Source organism: Undibacterium paludis, assembly GCF_022568815.1.
Classification (GTDB): domain Bacteria; phylum Pseudomonadota; class Gammaproteobacteria; order Burkholderiales; family Burkholderiaceae_D; genus Undibacterium.
This window is the reverse complement of sequence record NZ_JAKZHX010000003.1, coordinates 35,337-50,170: the sequence shown is the minus strand read 5'-3', so window position 1 is coordinate 50,170 and position 14,834 is coordinate 35,337. Positions and strand designations below refer to the sequence as shown.

General features: G+C 52.0%; 16 protein-coding genes. 2 read left to right on the top strand and 14 right to left on the bottom strand.

Translation table 11 applies throughout. From position 1 onward, the window contains the following. Positions 1-18 precede the first annotated feature (18 nt). Both rlmB and cysE read left to right on the top strand, forming a co-directional pair. Positions 19-750 (top strand): 23S rRNA (guanosine(2251)-2'-O)-methyltransferase RlmB, encoded by a 732-nt coding sequence (gene rlmB / locus LZ463_RS06860; RefSeq protein WP_241454883.1) that lies wholly within the window; start codon positions 19-21, stop codon positions 748-750. Positions 751-858: 108 nt separating this feature from the next. Beyond that, positions 859-1,605, top strand: coding sequence for a serine O-acetyltransferase (gene cysE, locus LZ463_RS06855; protein ID WP_241454882.1), 747 nt, complete (start codon positions 859-861; stop codon positions 1,603-1,605). A 66-nt stretch (positions 1,606-1,671) separates the two neighbouring features. Here cysE and LZ463_RS06850 read toward each other — a convergent pair whose 3' ends face one another. The 14 genes from LZ463_RS06850 to fliF all read right to left on the bottom strand — a co-directional run bounded on the left by LZ463_RS06850 (position 1,672) and on the right by fliF (position 14,659). Then, positions 1,672-3,201: an NAD(P)H-hydrate dehydratase gene (locus LZ463_RS06850; RefSeq protein WP_241454881.1), complete on the bottom strand. Its 1,530-nt coding sequence runs from the start codon at positions 3,199-3,201 to the stop codon at positions 1,672-1,674. Further along, positions 3,198-4,007 carry a flagellar biosynthetic protein FliR gene (gene fliR, locus LZ463_RS06845; protein WP_241454880.1) on the bottom strand — a complete coding sequence of 270 codons (810 nt, stop codon included), beginning with the start codon at positions 4,005-4,007 and terminating at the stop codon, positions 3,198-3,200. The genes LZ463_RS06850 and fliR overlap by 4 nt, the downstream gene beginning before the upstream one ends. Before the next feature lie 20 nt (positions 4,008-4,027). Continuing rightward, positions 4,028-4,297, bottom strand: coding sequence for a flagellar biosynthesis protein FliQ (gene fliQ, locus LZ463_RS06840; RefSeq protein ID WP_241454879.1), 270 nt, complete (start codon positions 4,295-4,297; stop codon positions 4,028-4,030). Positions 4,298-4,305: 8 nt separating this feature from the next. Further along, a complete protein-coding gene (fliP, locus tag LZ463_RS06835; RefSeq protein ID WP_489686089.1) occupies positions 4,306-5,073 on the bottom strand; it encodes a flagellar type III secretion system pore protein FliP in 768 nt (255 codons plus the stop codon). 8 nt (positions 5,074-5,081) lie between these two features. Then, a complete protein-coding gene (fliO, locus tag LZ463_RS06830) occupies positions 5,082-5,519 on the bottom strand; it encodes a flagellar biosynthetic protein FliO (protein ID WP_241454878.1) in 438 nt (145 codons plus the stop codon). Beyond that, positions 5,516-5,947 (bottom strand): flagellar motor switch protein FliN, encoded by a 432-nt coding sequence (fliN, locus tag LZ463_RS06825; RefSeq protein ID WP_241454877.1) that lies wholly within the window; start codon positions 5,945-5,947, stop codon positions 5,516-5,518. Before fliN ends, fliO begins: the two co-directional genes overlap by 4 nt. Next, on the bottom strand, positions 5,940-6,941 hold the full coding sequence (fliM, locus tag LZ463_RS06820; protein WP_241454876.1) for a flagellar motor switch protein FliM: 1,002 nt from the start codon (positions 6,939-6,941) through the stop codon (positions 5,940-5,942). Before fliM ends, fliN begins: the two co-directional genes overlap by 8 nt. Before the next feature lie 3 nt (positions 6,942-6,944). Then, the gene (gene fliL, locus LZ463_RS06815) at positions 6,945-7,451 is read right to left on the bottom strand and encodes a flagellar basal body-associated protein FliL (protein WP_241454875.1); all 507 of its coding nucleotides are present in this window, start codon (positions 7,449-7,451) and stop codon (positions 6,945-6,947) included. A 346-nt stretch (positions 7,452-7,797) separates the two neighbouring features. Further along, positions 7,798-9,405: a flagellar hook-length control protein FliK gene (locus tag LZ463_RS06810; RefSeq protein WP_241454874.1), complete on the bottom strand. Its 1,608-nt coding sequence runs from the start codon at positions 9,403-9,405 to the stop codon at positions 7,798-7,800. Positions 9,406-9,423: 18 nt separating this feature from the next. Further along, complete coding sequence (fliJ, locus tag LZ463_RS06805; protein WP_241454873.1) at positions 9,424-9,864, bottom strand: flagellar export protein FliJ; 441 nt, start codon at positions 9,862-9,864, stop codon at positions 9,424-9,426. A 33-nt stretch (positions 9,865-9,897) separates the two neighbouring features. Beyond that, complete coding sequence (gene fliI / locus LZ463_RS06800; protein ID WP_277623971.1) at positions 9,898-11,286, bottom strand: flagellar protein export ATPase FliI; 1,389 nt, start codon at positions 11,284-11,286, stop codon at positions 9,898-9,900. A gap of 5 nt (positions 11,287-11,291) precedes the next feature. Next, positions 11,292-11,984: a flagellar assembly protein FliH gene (locus tag LZ463_RS06795; protein ID WP_241454872.1), complete on the bottom strand. Its 693-nt coding sequence runs from the start codon at positions 11,982-11,984 to the stop codon at positions 11,292-11,294. Then, on the bottom strand, positions 11,977-12,972 hold the full coding sequence (fliG, locus tag LZ463_RS06790; protein WP_241454871.1) for a flagellar motor switch protein FliG: 996 nt from the start codon (positions 12,970-12,972) through the stop codon (positions 11,977-11,979). Before fliG ends, LZ463_RS06795 begins: the two co-directional genes overlap by 8 nt. After that, positions 12,965-14,659, bottom strand: a complete 1,695-nt coding sequence (fliF, locus tag LZ463_RS06785; RefSeq protein WP_489686088.1) for a flagellar basal-body MS-ring/collar protein FliF — start codon at positions 14,657-14,659, stop codon at positions 12,965-12,967. The genes fliG and fliF overlap by 8 nt, the downstream gene beginning before the upstream one ends. Positions 14,660-14,834: the final 175 nt, after the last annotated feature.

Below are 14,834 nucleotides of genomic sequence, written 5' to 3'. Positions count from 1 at the left end.
GTAATAGAAAAGAATGAAATGAAAAGTAAAATGATTTTTGGTTTCCATGCGGTGACCTCCAGGATTCGTCATGAAGCTTCTTCCGTAGAAGAGATTTATGTTGACTCTTCCCGCGTTGACGGGCGCATGAAAGACCTTTTGCAAGCTGCAAAGGCTGCCGGTGTACGCGTTATCCCTGCGGATGATCAGCGCCTCAACAACATTGTGGGTACCCGTCGCCATCAGGGAGTGGTCGCCAAGGCCAGCGAATTGTCATTGGCGCGCAATCTTGACGAGTTGCTGGATGCGATTGATGGTCCACCATTGCTGCTGGTGCTTGACGGTATTACTGATCCGCATAATCTGGGCGCCTGTCTGCGCGTGGCTGACGGCGCTGGCGCGCATGCAGTGATTGCTCCCAAAGACAGGGCTGTCGGCTTGAATGCGACAGCTGCCAAGGTTGCCAGTGGCGCCGCTGAAACCGTGCCCTATATTACCGTTACCAATCTGGCGCGTACCCTGCGCGAACTGAAAGAGCGGGACATCTGGCTGGTCGGCACGACCGATGATGTTGAAAAAAATATTTATGATGTGGATTTCAAATCAGGTACCGCCCTCGTCATGGGCTCGGAAGGCGAGGGCATGCGTCGCCTGACCCGTGAAACCTGCGATATGCTGGTCAGCATTCCCATGTTCGGCTCTGTAGAAAGTCTCAACGTCTCGGTTGCTTCAGGTGTTTGCCTGTATGAGGCCCGGCGGCAGCGTTTGTAATCCAGGGCGTCCTCACCAGACATGACATGATGATTTTTTTGCAGCGGATACGCGTTTTCCTGAAATGCGCTACTATCTTACTCCCTGTTTAATTCTTGCATTCATGTCATGTTTAATCGCCTGAGAGAAGATATCGCCAGCATCATCAAGAAAGATCCTGCCGCTCGCAATGCCTGGGAGGTGATCACTTGTTATCCTGGTTTTCAGGCCATAGTCATGCACGGCTGGGCAGAATGGTGCTGGCAGCGTGGTCTGAAGTGGCTGGGGCGTTTTATATCCCATGTCGCCAGGGTATTGACCGGTATCGAAATACATCCTGGCGCACAAATAGGTCGGCGAGTGTTCATTGACCATGGCTTTGGCGTCGTGATAGGTGAAACTGCCGTGGTTGGTGATGATTGCACCATCTATCAGGGCGTGACTTTGGGGGGCACTTCCTTATCGCGAGGCGCCAAGCGCCATCCAACTCTGGAGTCTGGCGTCATTGTCGGTGCCGGCGCCAAGGTGCTCGGCGGTTTTACTATCGGGGCCGGGGCGAAAATCGGCTCCAATTCTGTCGTTCTCAAGCCAGTACCAACCGGTGCAACCGCAGTCGGCAATCCGGCTCATGTCATCAAAAGAGAAGTCGCTTCTGCTGATTCAGAGGCAGCGCAGTTGTTTACAGCTTATGGCGTGACACAAAACAGCGATGACCCAATATCCAAGGTTTTGCATAAACTGATTGATCACGCCGTGGCGCAGCAAGCGCAGATAGAAAAATTGAGTGTTGCGCTGTCACATGCGGGCATAGCTTGTGATGCCGCAGTTGAAGCAGAGAAATTGATACCAGAACAAATCAATAGCCTGGTCGATTGATTTGTTGGACTATCCGGCTATATGTGCTTATAGCCAGCGATATCTGGGCGATAACCAGCTTATCTGTCAGTGACGGGCAAGCTGGTTAAGGATGGTTCTGATCTCTGGCAATAATTCACTGGCGGTCAGTCCTAGCGGCCCTATGCCCTTTATAAGCAGTTGATCTGCCGCATGGCCATGTGCCCATGTTGCCAGTCTTGCGGCATCCAGGCCATTACAGGACTGCGCCAGCAGGGCAGCTATCACACCTGCCAGTACATCGCCGGTACCGCCGCTGGCCAGGGCTGGATTGCCGCTATCATTGATCAATAGCTGTCCCGCCGGATCACAGATGACGCTGCCGGAGCCTTTCAATATCACCGTAGCCTTGAAACGGCTTGCCAGTTCCCGGGTGGCACTGAGCCTGTTGCCTTGGACATCTGATACGCTGAGTTTGAGCAGGCGGGCCGCTTCCAGTGGATGTGGTGTCAGCACGCTGGCATCGCTTCGTTCGCTTAGCCGGGTTTGCAAGTCCCGGTCCATCGCAAGCAGGTTCAACGCGTCTGCATCAATGACCAATGTTTTTGCTCTATGTATTGCCTTGTTCAACAGGTCATGCGCAGACTTTGATTGCCCCAGTCCAGGGCCTATGACGACGGCCGCAATCCCCAGCTCCAGATCATCAGCCTTGCGGAACATTAACTCCGGATGCAGGCTGTCATAGCCGGGTCCCTGTGCCAGCATGCCGCAATAGATCCGGCCTACACCAGCCAATTGTGCTGCCCGCGCAGCAAGGATTGCGGCTCCCGCCATCCCCGTGGCACCACCAAGTACCGAGACATCACCAAAGCTGCCTTTATGGCTGTCGTGCTTCCTGCGCAGCAGATGGCCTGGTAAGGATGATTGCTGATTCAGGTGCATCTGGCATGGCGGGTATAAATCAAGGGGAATGCCAAGCAATTCCGGCAGGACTTGCCCCGCGAAGTCCTTACCTGCTCCCGTATGCAAACCTGGTTTGTCCGCGATAAACGTGACTGTGTGACTGGCTTCAATAGCCAGCTTTTCAGGGCTGACTGGTTGTCCGCTATCTGCATTCAGTCCACTGGGTACATCAATTGCCAGTACAGGTATAGCGCTTTTGACTGACAAACGGTTGATGTATGCGATGAGTCTGGCAATGCTTCCTTCAGGCGGGCGTTTTAAACCGATGCCGAACAGGCCGTCAATAATCACCCCCCATTGCTGTGTCAGGCCAGACAGCAAATCATCAACCGTGATAAAAGATAACCCCAGATTCTGGGCCTTGCGCAATGCAGACAGGGCATCGGTCGAATAGTGCTCAGCCTTGCCGCAATTGATGATGCAGACATGATAGCCGCGCTCGGCAAGCAGGCAAGCGGCTTCGTAGGCGTCGCCGCCATTGTTGCCTGGGCCGGCCAGCACCAGCACATGACTATCCTGCCTGTTGCAAAGACGGATAGCGATCTCTGCAGTAGCCAGCCCGGCTTTTTGCATCAGGGTCAATCCGGTTTGAACGGCGAGTGCACGCGCTTCTATTTCTCGAATGGTCGCTACGTCAAATAATCTGGCTTCTGGCGGGAATACGGAGACTGTCATGGTTTGCCTGGTGTTGATGCCGGTACCTGTGTTGCCGCTCCCATGGATTGCATGGCTTCTATGCCGTGCTGGAACAGGTTTTGCAGAGGAAGGAGTAAATAAGGCATGATCAATGCCACCATTAAAAATCCTACTCCTATCGTAATCGGGAAGCCTATGCCGAACAGGTTTAACTGTGGTGCGGCACGGGTCAATATGCCAAGTGCTACGTTGGTAACCAGCAGGGCGGCAACGATGGGCAACGACAGGCGCATTCCGACGCTGAAAATCTCCTCACCCCAGATGACCAGTTTGTGGGAGTTGAAGCCCATTTGAAACGTGGTAGAAATGGGAATGGTCTGAAAACTGCCGACCAGGGCTTCTAGCATGGCCAAATGAACGTTCATGGTCAGCATCAGCAGGGTAGCTGTCAGCACCAGGAATTGTGCTATTGCCGAAGAACGCCCCTGTGTCTGCGGGTCAAAAAAAGTGGCGAAGCCCAGGCCCATGGTCAGGCCGGATACTTCACCCGCCATTTCTATGCTGGAAAATACCATGCGCATGACAAAACCCATGCCAATACCGATGATCAGTTGCTGGGCAAGTACGAGGACGCCATTGAGGGAAATCGGGTCAAGATCAGGTGTGAGTGGCAGGGTAGGGGCGACTATCAGCGCCAATACGATACCAAACGACAGTTTTATCTGTACCGGTACCGTGTTATTACCGAATGGTGGTGCAACAGCAATCAGACCCAGTATACGGGTCAGGGGCCAGATAAAGGAGTTGATCAGTGCAATCAGCTCATTGCTGGAAAAAGAAATCATTTAAACGTGATGACGTATGTTCAGCTGGCCATGGTGGCAATGCTGGAAAACATCTGTCGCATGTAGTCGAGCAATATAGACAACATCCAGGGGCCGGCAATAATCAGGGTGACAAAGATGCCTACCAGCTTGGGGATGAAGGACAGCGTTGTTTCATTGATCTGTGTTGCCGCCTGAAAAATGCTGACGATCAGGCCTATGCCTAGTGCGACCAGCAGCAAGGGGGCTGACACCAGCAAGGTCACTTCCATGGCCTGGCGGCCCATTGTCATTACGGAATCGGGTGTCATGGTGAACCTCAGTAAAAGCTTTGTGCAAGTGAACCTATCAATAACTGCCAACCGTCCACCAATACAAACAGCATCAACTTGAATGGCAATGACACAATGGCAGGTGACACCATCATCATGCCCATCGACATCAGGACACTGGCGACCACCATGTCGATAATGAGAAAGGGGATAAAAATGGCAAAACTGATCTGGAATGCAGTCTTCAACTCACTGGTGATAAAGGCCGGGATCAGGATGCGCAAAGATACGTCTTCCGGTCCTTGCAGGTCGGGGGAATTTGACAGCTTGACGTACAGGGCAAGATCAGCCTGCCTGGTCTGTTTCATCATGAACTGCTTCAATGGCCCTGCACCTTTTTCCATTGCTGCCTGCATGGTGATCTTGTTTTCTGTAAACGGCTGATAAGCTTCTACATAGATCTTGTCAAACACCGGCCCCATGACGAACAGGGTCAGGAACAGGGTCAGGCCCACCATTACCTGATTGGGGGGGGCTGATTGGGTGCCTAGTGCCTGCCTAAGAAGGGACAGCACGATGATGATGCGGGTAAAGCTGGTCATCATCAATAAAACCGCTGGCAGGAAACTCAGTGCGGTCAGGAACAGCAGCGTCTGTATGCTGAGGGAATAATTCTGTCCGCCACCCGGCGCAGGTGTGCTGGTGATGGCTTGCAGGCCACCATTGTTCTGGGCAAATGCCATATCCGGCAAGACTATTCCGCACAGGAATATCAAGAGCCAGACCAGTGGCAGGGAAGAGCGCAAAATTTTCATACAGAATTTCAGCTGTTGTCAGGTCGCTCTTTGGAGCGTTTATCCAGCGTGCGTCTCAACCAGGTAGAAAAGGGATCGCTTGGCCCAAGTGCCAGCGAGTCCACAAATTCCTCCTGTTTGGGTAAGCTGCCCAGATTATTGATACTGTTTGCGGTTACCCCAAGAATCAGCCATTGGTCGGCAACTTCTACAACCATTATTTTTTCACGATTGCCAACGCTGATGCCGCCAATGATCTTGAGCTGGATTTTATTCCCTGCATTCAAAGGACCAAGGCGACGCATCACCCAGGCAGCGGCCAGGACCAGTGCTACGACCAGCATCAACGCGGTGGCGATTTGCAGCAAGCCTGCACTTGGTGTGACCTGATCTGGGCCAGCAGCATATGCATTGCTGTTCAATATGGCAAATGTCATCCATCCCAATAAGCGTGATCGAAACATCATTTGTTCAGCTTGCGTATGCGTTCAGCAGGTGTCACGATATCGGTCAGACGTATCCCGAACTTGTCGTTGACGACGACAACCTCGCCTTGAGCGATCAGACAGCCATTCACCAGCACATCCATAGGCTCACCAGCCAGGCCGTCAAGTTCCACCACCGAGCCTTGTGCCAGCTGCAGCAGGTTCTTGATTGCTATCTTGGTACGGCCCAGCTCTACGGTCAGTTGTACTGGAATATCAAGAATGAAGTCGATATCATTATGGGTTTCTGTCGTTGTCGCGGTGCCCTTGCTGCTGAACTCCTTGAATATGGCGGCGCTGGCTGGCGGTGCCTCGGCCTTTTGGGCTGCAGCGGCCTCAGCTCTCTCTTGCTCTGCAATCGCAGCACCCCAATCGTCTTCACTGATGGGGGTATCGCCGTTGTCATCCATGATTTTCTCCTTGTGCTACTTCCTGTACGCTGGAACTGATCAGTTTCTCAACGCGTAAGGCATACTGTCCGTTAAAAATTCCATACTTGCACTCCATGACTGGCGTGCCATCTACTTTTGCTGAAATAATCTCAGGTATGGATAGAGGAATCACATCACCTTCTTTCATATTCAGTATATCGCCCAGCGTGACGCGCGTGGTACCCAGATCTGCAACGATTTCCACTTCGGCAATCTGTATCTGCTGTGTCATCAGCCGCACCCAGCGCTTGTCGACTTCCAGTGTTTCACCCTGCAGGCTACTGGTCAGTATGTCACGTATCGGCTCTATCATCGAGTAAGGCATGCATAAATGCATCTCACCACTGACGGGGCCCAGTTCTATCGTAAAGGTGGTGGATACCACCACCTCGTTGGGTGTCGCAATATTGGCAAACTGCGTGTTCATTTCTGAACGTATGTATTCAAATTCTATGGGGTAGACCGGCTCCCAGGATTTGGCATAGGTTTCAAAAATGATTTCAAGTATGCGATGGATGATGCGTTGCTCTGTCTGTGTAAAATCGCGACCTTCAACACGTGTATGAAAGCGACCATCGCCACCAAACAGATTGTCCACCAGCAAAAATACCAGGCCGGGGTCTAGCACGATCAATGAAGTGCCGCGCAAGGGCTTCATGTGGACCAGGTTGAGATTGGTCGGCACCACGAGGTTGCGGATGAACTCACTATATTTCGATACCCGGACAGTACCAACCGATACTTCGGCACTGCGTCGCAAGAAATTGAACAAGCCTATGCGCAACAGCCGGGCAAAACGCTCATTGATAATTTCCAGGGTCGGCATGCGGCCACGGACGATACGCTCTTGCGTCGCAAGATTGTAGGGCCGTACACCTGAGGTATCCTCCAGTGACTGCGAATCGTCCTGATCTCCCGTGACACCCTTCAAAAGGGCATCAACTTCTTCCTGGGAGAGAAAATTATCTGACATGGCTTATTGAACGACGAAAGAAGTGAAGAAAACACCGCTCACTTTTTGCGGTTCGCCTTTCGGGGCAAATGGCTGGGAAACCTTTTCGATGATTTCATTGACCAGTTTTTCCTTACCTTCACCTGACAGGATTTCTGCGGCATCCTTGCTCGACAGCAGCAATAACAGGCGGCTGCGTACCTGGGGCATGTTGGCCTTGATCAGATTGACCTGTTCCTCATCCTGCACCTGCAAGGTCATGCTGATTTGCAGGTATTTGTCTCCACCATCAGACTGCAGGTTGACTGTAAATGGTTCCAATGCCAGGAAAACAGGTGCTTTTGTCGGCTCTGTCTTGTGTTCTTTTTCTTTGTTAGCAGAGCTCTTCTTCGTCAGGAAAAAAGCTGCACCTGCACCGGCGACAACCAGTAGTACCACGACTGCAGCAATAATGATAAGGAGTTTTTTCTTTGATTTTCCCGCTGCTGGAGCGTCGCTCGTTTCTGCTGCTTTGGCTGGTGCTTTCGCCATGGTTTTCCTCTCTGCTGGCACATAATGCCAAGATTTTTAAATATTATCCTTGATACGAGGCATGTAATATCCAAGAAAAAGAGGGCGTATTTCAGCTTATCTCTATAGTTTGCAGGTGCATGTTATTGCAGCCATGCTTCGTGGATCAGCCTTCTTCACATCCATTCTACATGGTTGTGCAGGCTTTTTTCCATAGAGCTGAACGCTATGTTGCTGCTGATGCAAATCAACTTGATTCGGTGGAGAATTTCTGTCAGGCAGGCAACAGACGCATCAGTCGGACGTGCGTCTGTTATTGTTGTCGATAGGCATAGGGCTTGCCTAAGGGGGGGCTGCTCTGATGCGGTCAGACGAAGGTGTCGACCAGACCGTTATTGCTTATTACTTTGGCGGTAGTTGTACTTGCAGTATTGACCGGGCTGTCGACGGTCTCGTTGCTGATTCTTGTATTGCTGCCAGAAGTTGACCTTGCTTGCTGATCCGCGAAACTCTGACCCTGACCAGCAGACTGGGAGTTAACGGAAAAGCCCGACAGCTGTACGCCGGCATCACTAAGCATCTGCTTAAGGCGCGGCAGGGCAGCTTCCAATGCTTCTCTTACTTCAGGTTGGGCAGAGCTGAAATTGGCGCTGGCCTGATCATTACTAACTTTTAACACTACTTGCAAGGGGCCAAGATCGGGAGGATTCAGTGTCAGCTCTGCGGATTGCAAGCCTTCGCCGACCATCCACACCACTTTTTGGCCGACTGCCTTGTCCCAGCCGGCACTGCCTACTCGTGCGGAAATCTGCTCTGCGGCCAGGGCGTTTGCTGCATTAAACTGACTGGCATTCACTACCTGGACGGTTGGCGGGGCGGCCACGACTTGTGGCATGTCCTTGTTTGCTGGATTCACTTTGACTTCAACTGCATGCTCGGACAAGACATCTTTGGCCTGGGCTATATCCCTGGAAAAAGATTTTGCTGTATCAATATTGGTTGCAGTGGCGTGACTGTCAACAGTTTTGTCAGCAAGTTTATTGCCGAGGTCGATGTCGCTGGTCTTTGCTTCACTGGCATTTGTTGCAGTGCTCTTGTCTGCGGTGCTGGTGGTTTTGCGAACGGCGGATGTTGTTGCCAATGCCTCGCTATCTGCAATAGCCGGAGCCAGGGAGATGTCGCCATTTGCCTCGGTCGACCTGGTCTTGCCTGCGAGAATTACTGCGTCAGTCGGGCTGGCATTGCTTGTCACGACTTTTTCTGAAGTCTTTCCTGCCGACTGGCTTGCCATGATTTGTGCTGCTATGCGTGAGACATCGGTTTCATTGGTTGCCTGGTCTTGCCCGGAGATTACCTTGAGCTGATTGCCCGACTGCAGGTCAGTCTTGTCGAGTGTATCTGCGCCAGATTTATTCAAGCTGGCAAGGGTTGCATCTGCCGGATCAGTCAGGCTTGCGGCCGTATTGACGCCTATGGCTGGGAGGCTGTCAGTTTTGCCAGTATCAACCGGGGCGGGGGCGGCGGCGGCCTTGACATCTGTCGTTACTGGCGGAGCGGCCAGATTGCCGACCAAGGCAAGAATCTGTGTGCCGATATCATCGTCTTTTTCGGTCGTACCGTCATCTTGTTCTAACTTTCTGCTATCCGATTCAGGCTTGTCCGATTTGCTCACCGTTTGAGATGACACCGGAGTTGTCGTGTTTTCCTTGGTGTCGAGGTTGTTACCATTGCCGTTATTGCCAGCTGTCTTGATATTGGTGGCGTTGACATTATTACTGGTGTTATTGGACTTTGCGGGTGGCACGGGCCTGCTGGCAGGGCGCGCCATATCCAGGTCTGGCTTTTTGCTGTTGTATATCTCTTTGTCCAGCATCTGGTTGAAGCTGATGTCGAGATTTGCAGACGAACTGTTTTTTCCAGTCTTGACGGTCCCAGTTGGGCTATCCGTAGCGGTCACTATGGCGTTGGCTTGCATTTGAATACCTGTTAAAGATTAGCGCTTGTAGAAGAGGGCGCGAGCGGCCATTTCATCGGTTTGCTTCTGATCCCTTTTTGCTTCCTTTTTCAGCTGCAATGTTTCTGCGCGATTTTGCAAGGTATCGTAGGACAGTCGTTTTTTCTCACTGGCCTGCCACTCTGTTTTTGCCATGACAATACGATGCTCGGCATCCATCACTACTTTTTTTTGTCCATCAATGGCCGCATCAAGCTTGCCCAGAAATGACAGGAAATTTGTATATTGCGATACCGTCAAACCCTTGGCTGCGCCATCCTGGAGTCTTTGCGCATAATCATCACGATACTGTTGTAATAAATTTAATTTCTTTTCGGTTTCTTCATGTGCACGTATGGTTTTACCCAGAAGTTTGGCGGCATCGTCAACTTCTCGTTCTGCTATTTCTATCAGTGTGGTAATCGGGGATTTCAACGCCATGATGAAGATTAGTATAGGTCTTTTTTTTTATTTCTAAGGGTTGAATAGAGCCTGAAGTTCCCCCAAGCTCTCGGATATGCTGCATTTTTCAGTAATGTCCTGTTGCAGAAAAGAAACAATTTTGCCGTGCAGGCGTATTGCTTCATCAAGTAGCGGATCAGAGCCTGGGGAGTAGGCGCCCACGCTGATCAGATCACGGCTGCGTTCATAGCGTGAATACAATTGCTTGAGCCTGCGTGATAAAGCCTGGTGTTCCGGGGAGGTGATACTGTGCATGGCGCGGCTGATTGACTGCTCTATGTCGATGGCAGGGTAGTGCCCGCTCTCTGCCAGCGTGCGATTCAAGACAATATGGCCGTCGAGGATGGCGCGGGCAGCATCGGCGATCGGGTCCTGTTGATCGTCACCTTCAGTCAGAACGGTATAAAAAGCCGTAATCGAGCCGCCGCCTGACTTGCCATTGCCAGCCCTTTCTACCAGTATCGGCAATTTGGCAAAGACAGATGGGGGGTAACCCTTGGTCGCAGGCGGCTCACCGATGGCCAAGGCGATTTCGCGTTGCGCCATGGCATAGCGGGTCAGTGAATCCATGATCAGCAATACGCTACGGCCCTGATCCCTGAAGTATTCTGCAATGGTCGTGGCATAGGCTGCCCCTTGCAGACGCATCAAGGGGGGCGCATCGGCCGGTGCTGCCACGACGACAGAGCGCGCCAATCCTTCTGCGCCAAGGATTTGCTCTATGAATTCCTTGACTTCGCGTCCCCGTTCACCGATGAGGCCGACCACGATAACGTCTGCGGATGTATATCGCGCCATCATGCCCAGCAGCACGCTCTTGCCGACACCGGAGCCGGCGAACAGCCCCAGCCTTTGCCCGCGGCCTACGCTTAACATGCTGTTGATGGCCCTGACGCCAACGTCCAGTGTGTCAACGATGGGAGCTCTTTCCAGTGGATTGTAGATGCGTGCCCCCAGCGGTGCAGACTCATGCGTGCCCAGTGGACCAAGGGTGTCGAGCGGACGGCCATTGCCATCAAGAACGCGGCCCAGCAATTGATATCCCACGGGCAGGTGGCGGCTCCTGTCGCTGGGGCGCCGGCGCGGATGGTTGACTATTTCATGGGTTTCCGGCTCGGATGGAAATACTGGTGCGCCCGGAGTGACGCCATCAAGGTCGCTATGTGGCATCAGGAACAGTCTGTCACCGTCAAAACCGACCACTTCAGCATCAATCTTTGCGCCACTTTGCAAGTGTATGCTGCAGGCGCTGCCTACAGGCAGGCGCAGACCCACCGCTTCCATGACCAGGCCTGTCACTCTGGTTACCCTGCCCGACACAGACGTGGTCTGGACATGAGAAATCTGCTCGCGACCGAGTTTGAGTCTGTCTTGCCAGTCGCTGATGAAACTTGCTTGCATGGCGGTTAGCCCGGATAATCCGGGGAGACCTGCATGGCATCCAGCAGTTTTTTCCAGCGTGTGGAATAGCTGGCGTCAATCCGGTTATGCAGGGTCTCCATCTTGCAACCACCGCGCTCAACCAGCGGATCGGCGATGACGCGCCAGCCATCTTCGGCCAAAGTTTCACCCAGATGGTTTTTGATGGTTTCGGCATCTGCCGGATTGACGATTAATTTGGCCGGTTGCTGAACGGTTGCAAGTTGGGTTATCGCGTCTTCAACGATGGGAAGTATGGCCATCGGGTCCAGTTCCAGCCTGGCTTTTAACATATGCGACGCAAGGTCGACGGCAAGAAGCATCAGGTCGTTACTCATTTGTTCTGACGCCGAATGCAATTGATCAGTAAATTCCTGCGCCATGCGCTTCAGGGCAGATATGTCGGCCTCTACTTGGACCATAGTCTCGGCATAGGCAGTTTCCTGGCCATCTTTAAGGCCGCGTTCGTAGGCCTCCTTATAACCGGCGGCAAACCCTTCCTGACGTGCGCTTTCACGTGCTTTCTCTGCTTCTATGCCTGCTTCCGTCCGATATTTTGCTTCCAGTGCGGCTTCTGCCGCCTTGAGTTCTTCTAGTTGTGCTGGGCGATTGTCTCCAAAAGAAGCCATTTCCCAGCGCTGGAAGGCAGATACATCGCCACGGCGAATGGCATTAGACATAAGCATCCTCACCTTTTGCACCTAGCATGATCTGGCCTTCATCAGCCAGGCGGCGTACGATGAGCAGAATCTGTTTCTGCTGTGCTTCGACTTCGGACAACCGCACCGGTCCTTTGGATTCAAGATCTTCACGCATCATTTCGGCAGCGCGTTGCGACATGTTCTTGAAGATTTTTTCGCGCATGTCCTGGTTTGCACCTTTCAGGGCGACAATCAGGGAGTCGGATTGCACTTCGCGCAAGAGCAACTGTATGCCTTTGTCGTCAATGTCAAGGATATTGTCGAAGACGAACATTTCATCCATGATTTTTTCTGCCATGTCACCGTCATACTTGCGCAGGTTGTCCATCACCGAGGCTTCATTCTCGCCGCTCATGAAATTCAGGATCTCTGCTGCTGCACGCACGCCGCCGATAGATTTTTTCTTCAGGCTTTCATTGCCTGTCAGCAGTTTGGTCAGTACATCATTGAGTTCGCGCAGGGCGGTCGGTTGAATGCCGTCCAGTGTGGCGATACGCAGTACGATGTCATTGCGTAATCGCTCAGTAAATTGATTGAGAATTTCGCAGGCCTGATCGCTTTCCAGGTGGACCAGGATGGTGGCAATAATTTGTGGATGCTCATTCTTGATCAGTTCTGCGACAGAAGGAGAATCCATCCATTTCAAACTTTCTATACCACTGGCATCCTTTCCCCCTAAAATGCGGTTGAGCAAGGATGCAGCCTTGTCATCACCCAGGGCTTTTGTCAGCACATTGCGTATGTACTCGTCTGAATCGAGGCCAACAGAGGAACTCAAGTCAGCTGCCGTCTTGAAGTCATCGAGCACCTTGGCGATTGCTTCATGCGGGATAGGGCCGATCGTAGCCATGGCGGCGCCAATCTTTTGCACTTCACGTGGCCCAAGGTATTTCATGACCTCGGCAGCGCCATCTTCACCCAGCGCCAACATCAGGGTGGCGGCTTTTTGTATTCCATCTTCACTCATTGCTAAGCCATGCCTTTACAACGTTAGCCACAATACGGGGATCTTCCTTGGCCAGTGTTTTGGCCATTTCCAGGTTGATTTCATAGCTTGATGCCATATTCACATGTTGCTGTTCGGCTTCTTGAGACAAGCTTACCACGGCTGCTTCATCTTCCTCCCGCTCCTCTTTTTCCTTCGCGCGTTTTTCGGCTTCGATAGCTTCCAGCGTTTCCTTGTCTTTACCCATGATTTTATACAGCATGGGTTTCAGGAAACCAAAGAACAGATAGGCAAGAACAATGGCTACACCTACATATTTGGCGATCTCCTTCGCCATTTGCAAGACATCAGGCTGTTTCCACAGTGGTAAATCCACTATAGGCTCTTTTTCAGGGCTGGCAAAGGGGCTGTTGACGACGTTGAGCGTATCGCCCCTGTCCTTGTTGAAACCCATGGCTTCTCTGGCAAGATCGGTAATCTGAGTCTTCTCGATGTCAGTCAGCGGACGGGTGGTGGTCTTGCCATTCTTGTCTGTTTCAGTCTTGTAATTGACAACGATAGCGACTGACAGGCGTTTCACGCCCCCCATTCCTTGCTGGGTATATTTGATGGTTTTGTCGACTTCAAAATTGGTGGTTGAATCCTTTTGCATCAAACCTGCATTTGATGCTGCCGTGCTCTGGGTTGCGGCGGCACCGCTGGCAACAATCGGGGCCGTTGCCGGTACAGGAGGTTGATTACTGAGTGCACCAGGTATGCCAGAAGCGTTGCCAGCCTTGTTGTAAGACTCGCTGGTCTGTTGGCTGCGTATGGCAGAGGCTTCTGGCGGTGAATTCGGCCTGTAGCTTTCTGCTGCCTGTTCCGTACGGGAAAAATCGATATCTGCAGTTGCCTCAGCCCTGACATTATTGCTGCCTACGATGGGTGAAATAATGGATTCAATCCGTTTGACGATATTTTGCTGGTATTCCTGTACGTATTTCAGTTGTGATGGGTCAAGATTATTATTGGCTGCCTGCTTGTTCGGATCGGATAACAAATTGCCATTCTGGTCGACGATGGTGACGTTTTTGGCGGAAAGCTCGGGTACGCTGCTGGCTACCAGATGCAGAATGGCGCTGACTTGCTGCTGGTCAAGAATGCGGCTGGGATAAAGATTCAGCAACACTGAGGCGGTCGGTTTTTGCTGGTCACGGACAAAGACTGACGATTTGGGTATTGCAAGGTGGACACGGGCAGTTTGCACGGCAGAAACGGCCTGGATGGAACGTGCGAGCTCACCTTCCAGTGCACGCTGGAAATTGACTTGTTCCAGAAACTGGGAAATCCCCAGTTTCTGGTTTTCCATGAGTTCAAAACCGACATTACCACCTTTGGGCAAGCCTTGCGCTGCCAGTTTCAGGCGCGCGTCATGCACTTGGCTGGCTGGCACAAGGATGGCATTGCCTGTTTCTGAATATTTGTAAGGAACGTTTAATTGTTGCAAGGATGCAACAATCGCTCCTCCATCCCTGTCGTTGAAGTTGGAAAACAGGACTTTATAATCGGGCGCCTGGCTCCAGAGCCATACACCAATCATGATGGCCACCACGGCTGCGGCCCCGACTGCAAGCATGATATTGCGTACGACCGGCGTTTGCGGGAGTCCGAATATGACCGGGAAGGCCGGGCCAGGTGGGGCAATTGCGGTATCTTCTGCGGTTGCCATGGTTCACCTTGAGCGAAGTAAAGTATCAGTAGAGGACATGCTGGTCATTTCAGTTCGGTTTTTTACTTACTAGTGATTTTCCCCTTAATCTGTAAATTCAAACACTGGAAAAACGGTATTTTCCCGGTTCTTTTCCGCGCTCTTGTTTGCCATTTGACTGCTAATGTAGCAACTG